Raw genomic sequence first — 5,635 nt, 5'->3', positions numbered from 1 at the left:
CCCGGATAGGGGCTAACAGAAATAAGCAAGAAAATCCGACTTAAGCAGAACGACCACGCGAGCAGAAGGACTCAATGCTAGCCCCACACTCGCCGCGAGCAGCACCCCCCCAAGCCCTAACCCCACACTCGCCGCTAACCAAGCACCGCACAGACCGGCCCCCCCGAACCCCCGGCGAACACGCTCAGTCAGCCCTAATCACGATAGTGGCCAGCGGCGGCAAAATGAGCGCAGCGGAATGCTCACGCCCATGACTGTGAATACCCTCGGCCACAATCACCCCACCATTCCCCATATTCGACCCCCCATAAATCGACGCGTCCGAGTTCAACACCTCGGTCCATCTCCCACCCCTGGGCAACCCAATCCGATACCCCTCTCGCGGCACCGGCGTCATATTGGAAATCGACACGCATTCCCGACCCTCGCCATCCGTGCGCCGAAAAGCGAAAACGCTGTTTCCGGCATCGTCGCCAATCAACCAGTCGAAACCCCGCGGATCACTATCCAGCTTGTACAGCGCAGATTCCTCGTGATACAGCCGGTTCAAATCGCGCACGAGCTTCTGCAGCCCGCCATGAAATTTGTCTTCCAGCAAATGCCAATGCGGCGACGCATCATGGTCGAACTCCGCGAACTGCCCGAATTCACCCCCCATGAACAACAGCTTCTTGCCCGGATGCGTCCACATGAAACCAAGATACGCGCGCAAGTTGGCAAACTTCTGCCAATGGTCGCCAGGCATCTTGCCAATCAACGATCCCTTGCCATGGACCACTTCATCGTGCGAAAGCGGCAGCACGAAACGCTCGGAATACGCATAGACCATCCCGAACGTGAACATGTTGTGGTGGTACTGCCGATACACCGGATCCTCTTCCATGTAATGCAGCGTGTCGTGCATCCACCCCATGTTCCACTTGAAATCAAAACCCAGCCCACCGTCCTCCAGGCGAGCAGTCACGCCCGGCCACGCCGTCGATTCCTCGGCAATCGTGATCGCGCCAGGAATCTGCTTCACCTCATGATTCAAACGCTTGAGGAACGCAATCGATTCCAGGTTTTCACGGCCACCATAAATGTTCGGCACCCACTCACCGGCCTTGCGTGAATAGTCCCGATACAACATGGAAGCAACCGCGTCCACCCGCAAGCCATCGACGTGATAACGCTTGAGCCACGCCAGCCCCGACGCCACCAGGAACGCACTCACCTCGTTGCGCCCGAGGTTGTAGATCATGGTGTTCCAGTCCTGGTGGTATCCCTCGCGCGGATCGGTATGCTCGTAGAGCGGGGTTCCGTCGAACTGGAAGAGGCCATGGGCATCGTTTGGAAAGTGCGCGGGCACCCAGTCGAGAATGATCCCGAGTTCGGCTTCATGCGCGCGATTCACAAATTCCGCAAACTGCTCAGGTGTACCAAATCGTGCCGATGGCGCGAATTGCCCCAACGGCTGGTATCCCCACGATCCACCAAACGGATGCTCCGCAATGGGCATGAATTCGAGGTGCGTGAAACCCATGCTCTTCGCATACGGGATCAGCCGCTCAGCGAGTTCGTGCCAGTTCATGCCGCGGTTGCCCTCTTCCGGCACGCGCAGCCAGGATTCCGCGTGGACCTCGTACACCGAGATCGGCGCGGTCACGCTCTGTTTCGCACCGCGCGCGTTCATCCACGCGTTGTCAGTCCATGCATAGCCCTCGATCGCATCCGCGTCCGCCACGACCGATGCAGTCGCGGGCGGCCTCTCGCTTTGCATCGCGCACGGGTCGGCCTTGAGCGGCAGCGCATGACCTTCGCGTGCAACGATTTCGTACTTGTAGCGCGTGCCAGCCCCGATCGACGGGATAAAGAGTTCCCAGACGCCCGCTTCGTGGCGCAGGCGCATGGGATGACGACGGCCATCCCATGAGTTGAAGTCGCCGACAACCGACACGCGTCGCGCATTCGGCGCCCACACCGCGAAGCGCACGCCGGCCACGCCGCCATGCGTCACCGGCCGCGAGCCGAGGCATTCCATCACCGCATACGGATCGCCCCATCCGAGGCGCTGCAGGGCGTCGTCGGTGAGAACCGGGCCGAAGGAATAAGTATCGGCGACTTCCTGCGGCGTGCCATGCCAGTCAATGTTCAGCCGATACGCCTGCGCTTCATCGATAAATCCAATAAACAGCCCCGCCGGATGAACCCGCGTCAGCGTGCCAAGCGACTTGCCGCTGTCGCGCTCCAGCACTTGCACGCCGGTCGCGCCCGGCAGCAGCACGCGCACGACCGGGCCTGCATCGGTCTGATGCAGGCCGAGCTTTGCGAACGGATCGGGATGGCGCGCCTCCACGAGCGCGTCGATATCGAGCGGATGGAGGCCTTCAGTCAGCGATCGTTCGTCTACGCGCTTATTCATGATCTGTTCCATCAGAGCTGTCCTTGTTTGCAGAATCCCCACGGCGCGAACCCGGTGCGAGCGGCGCACCTGTGTCCCCCAGCAGCCGGCTGGCGAGCGACGCGAGACCGCGCAACGGCAGGCCGATCCACGTGGGACGGTTCGCCGCTTCATAGCGAATTTCGTAAGCGGCCTTCTCGATCAGGAACAGGTCGAGCAGGGCGGCAAGCGTCGCTTCATCGCCGGCAATTGGTTGCGGGGAAACCGCCACCGCCGCGCGATAGGCGCCCATGAACGCTTCCTCGGCATGAACCCGGAGGCGCTCGAATAGTGCGCGCTTACGGTCGGCGGTAGCTTGCGGTGCGCTTTCGCTGGTCGGCTGCGCCGCCGCGCTTGCGTAGGACAAGGACCGCAATAAGCCGGCCACGTCGCGCAACGGGCTCGATTTGTTACGCCGCTCCTCAAGTGCGCGCGCCGGTTCGCCTTCGAAGTCGATCAGGAACGCGTCGCCCTGCGCCATCAATACCTGCCCGAGATGGAAGTCGCCATGAATCCGGATGCGCGAGGCATCGGCGTTTTCCGGCACGAGCTTTTGCACGACCGCGAGCAGCAAATCGCGCCGATCCAGCACGCTTTGCGCCATCGCGCGATCGTGCTCGCTGAATTCGTTCATCTTCGCGGCGAGGATGTCGAGCGCGTTCACGAGCAGCGTGTGCGTGCCGTCGTTCCAGCCGCGAACGTCCTTCTTGGTGGCCTGTTCGGGCGCGAATGCGGGGTCGTCCGAGGGCGCCGCGAGTGCGACGTGCAACTCGCCCAACCGCCGCCCGATCGTCGCCGCGAAGTTCTGGTATTCCTCGATTCCCTGAATCTCCTTCTCGCGATCGATGATGTGATCGCCGCTATCCACCGCCAGCGCCAGTTCATTGACCGTGCGGCGCAGGTAGTCGAGCGCGTAATTCCACGCATCGCCCTGATTGTCGATAAACCCCTGCAGGATACACAGCGTATGCGGCACGCCTTGCGGGTCCACGCGAACCACTTCGCCGAACAGCGGCCCCGTGTTCTTGTAGCCAATCTTGGTCAGGTAACGGCTCATTTCCGCTTCCGGATGAACGCCGCCAATCAAGCGGCGCACAAGCTTGAGCACCACCTTGTCGCCAATCACGAGCGAACTGTTGCTTTGCTCGGCGGCTAGCCAGCGAATCTCGGGCAACGCGTCGCCGCGCCTGAAATTGAAGTCGAGCTCGGCGAGCCGTTCCGTCGGAAGAAAACGGATTTCGCTTTTCTGGACCGTGGGCACGACCGCGCGTTCTTTCAGCTTGCGCAGCACGCCATACGTGAATTGCGGGACGGCAAAGGCATCCGTGATATGGCCCATGTTGCGGCCCTGGCGCACGCGGGCAAGCGCGAGCTGCATATAAAGCGGCGACGTGGTTTCCGTGCCCCACGCGATGGTCAGTGGCAGGACGTAGCGCTCGGTGTGATCGCCGACATCGGCTTCGATTTCAGTGAATGCGAAACCCGCTTCGGGAATCGTCGTCAAGGCCGCGAGACGCACGCCGTTCAACTTCTGGTCCTTCGACGCAAACCAGCGCCTCTTGCTCAAGTACGAAGGCAGGACTTCCGATTCGAGCAAACGCACGTTTTCGGGCGTCGGGCCGGTCTGGCCGGCGCGAATGACCATGGTGACGAATTCGGGCAGTTGCTCGGACGGCGCCTGGCTCCACGCCGGACGCTGGTTGCCCGGGCACAACTGGAACCACAGGAAACCGTAGGGCGGAAATGTCAGCAGGTACGTGAGCTGCCCGATGGGCGGGAACGCGGAATCGGCGGTCATCTCCAGCGGCACGGAACCGGCGAATTCTGAAAGATCGAGTTCCACGGCTTGCGGCGCACGCGACAGGTTCGCGACGCACAAGATGGCCGGTTCGCCTTCGAGTTCGCGCAAATACGCGAGGATCTTGCGGTTGTTCGGACGCAGGAAGCGTATCGTGCCCCGGCCAAACGAGTGCTTGGCGCGACGCACCGCCAGCATCTTGCGCGTCCAATTCAACAGTGAGTGCGGATCGCGGCTTTGCGATTCCACGTTCACGGCGTCGTAGCCGTAAAGCGAGCCCATCACAGGCGGCAGCACGAGCTGTTCGGGATCGGCGCGCGAAAACCCACCGTTCCTGTCCGACGACCATTGCATCGGCGTGCGCACGCCGTCGCGGTCGCCCAGGTGAATGTTGTCGCCCATGCCGAGTTCATCGCCGTAATAGATCACGGGTGTGCCAGGCATGGACAGCAGCAGCGAATTGATCAGTTCGATACGCCTTCGGTCACGCTCCATCAACGGTGCAAGACGGCGCCGGATGCCGAGATTCAGGCGCGCGCGGCGATCGCTTGCATAGGTGTTCCAGAGGTAATCGCGCTCGGAATCCGTGACCATCTCCAGCGTCAGTTCGTCGTGATTGCGCAGGAAAATGGCCCACTGGTTGCTCGGCGCCAGATCTGGCGTCTGCCGCATGATGTCGGTGATCGGAAAGCGGTCTTCGCTTGCAATCGACATATAAATGCGCGGCATCAGCGGAAAGTGGAACGCCATGTGGCATTCGTCTTCATCGCCGAAATACTCCTTCACGTCTTCCGGCCACTGATTCGCTTCGGCCAGCAACATGCGGTTCGGATATTCGGCGTCGATGGTCGCGCGAATTCTCTTGAGAATCTCGTGCGTCTCCGGCAGGTTCTCGTTGTTCGTGCCTTCGCGTTCGACCAGGTACGGCACGGCGTCAAGCCGCAAACCGTCAATCCCCATGTCGAGCCAGAAGCGCATCACCGAGAGCACTTCCTTCAGCACGGCGGGGTTATCGAAGTTCAGGTCCGGCTGGTGGTTGAAGAACCGATGCCAGTAATACTGGCCGGCGACCGGGTCATGCGTCCAGTTCGACGGCTCCGAATCGATAAAAATAATCCGCGTATCTTCGTACTTCTTATCGGTATCGGACCAGACGTAATAGTTCCGATGATTCGAGCCGGGCTTCGCGAGCCGCGCGCGCTGGAACCACGGATGCTGGTCCGACGTGTGGTTGATGACGAGTTCGGTCACGACCCGGATGCCGCGCGCATGCGCTTCCTGGATGAAGCGCTTCACGTCGGCGAGCGTGCCGTAGTCGGGATGGACATTGCGGTAATCGGCAATGTCGTAGCCGTCATCGCGTCTTGGCGATGGGTAAAACGGCAACAGCCAGATGCAGTCGACGCCCAGTTCCTCGA

General features: G+C 61.2%; 2 protein-coding genes. Both read right to left on the bottom strand.

Features of this window, described 5'->3' with window-relative positions; all coding sequences use genetic code 11:
• Window positions 1-184: 184 nt before the first annotated feature.
• Window positions 185-2,401 carry a 1,4-alpha-glucan branching protein GlgB gene (glgB, locus tag WCA53_RS03625; RefSeq protein WP_423905551.1) on the bottom strand — a complete coding sequence of 739 codons (2,217 nt, stop codon included), beginning with the start codon at window positions 2,399-2,401 and terminating at the stop codon, window positions 185-187.
• Window positions 2,394-5,635: maltose alpha-D-glucosyltransferase (gene treS / locus WCA53_RS03620; protein ID WP_423905550.1), on the bottom strand; the 3,242-nt coding region annotated here is incomplete at its 5' end. The genes glgB and treS, both read right to left, overlap by 8 nt.

It is taken from the genome of Caballeronia sp., from assembly GCF_049581465.1.
GTDB lineage: Bacteria > Pseudomonadota > Gammaproteobacteria > Burkholderiales > Burkholderiaceae > Caballeronia.
The sequence above is the reverse complement of the archived record's forward strand: the minus strand, read 5'-3'. Positions and strand labels throughout refer to the sequence as shown.

Coding starts and splice junctions, on each gene's coding strand:
- glgB (WP_423905551.1), bottom strand. CDS start 2,401: ATGAATAAGCGCGTAGACGAACGATCGCTGACTGAAGGCCTCCATCCG.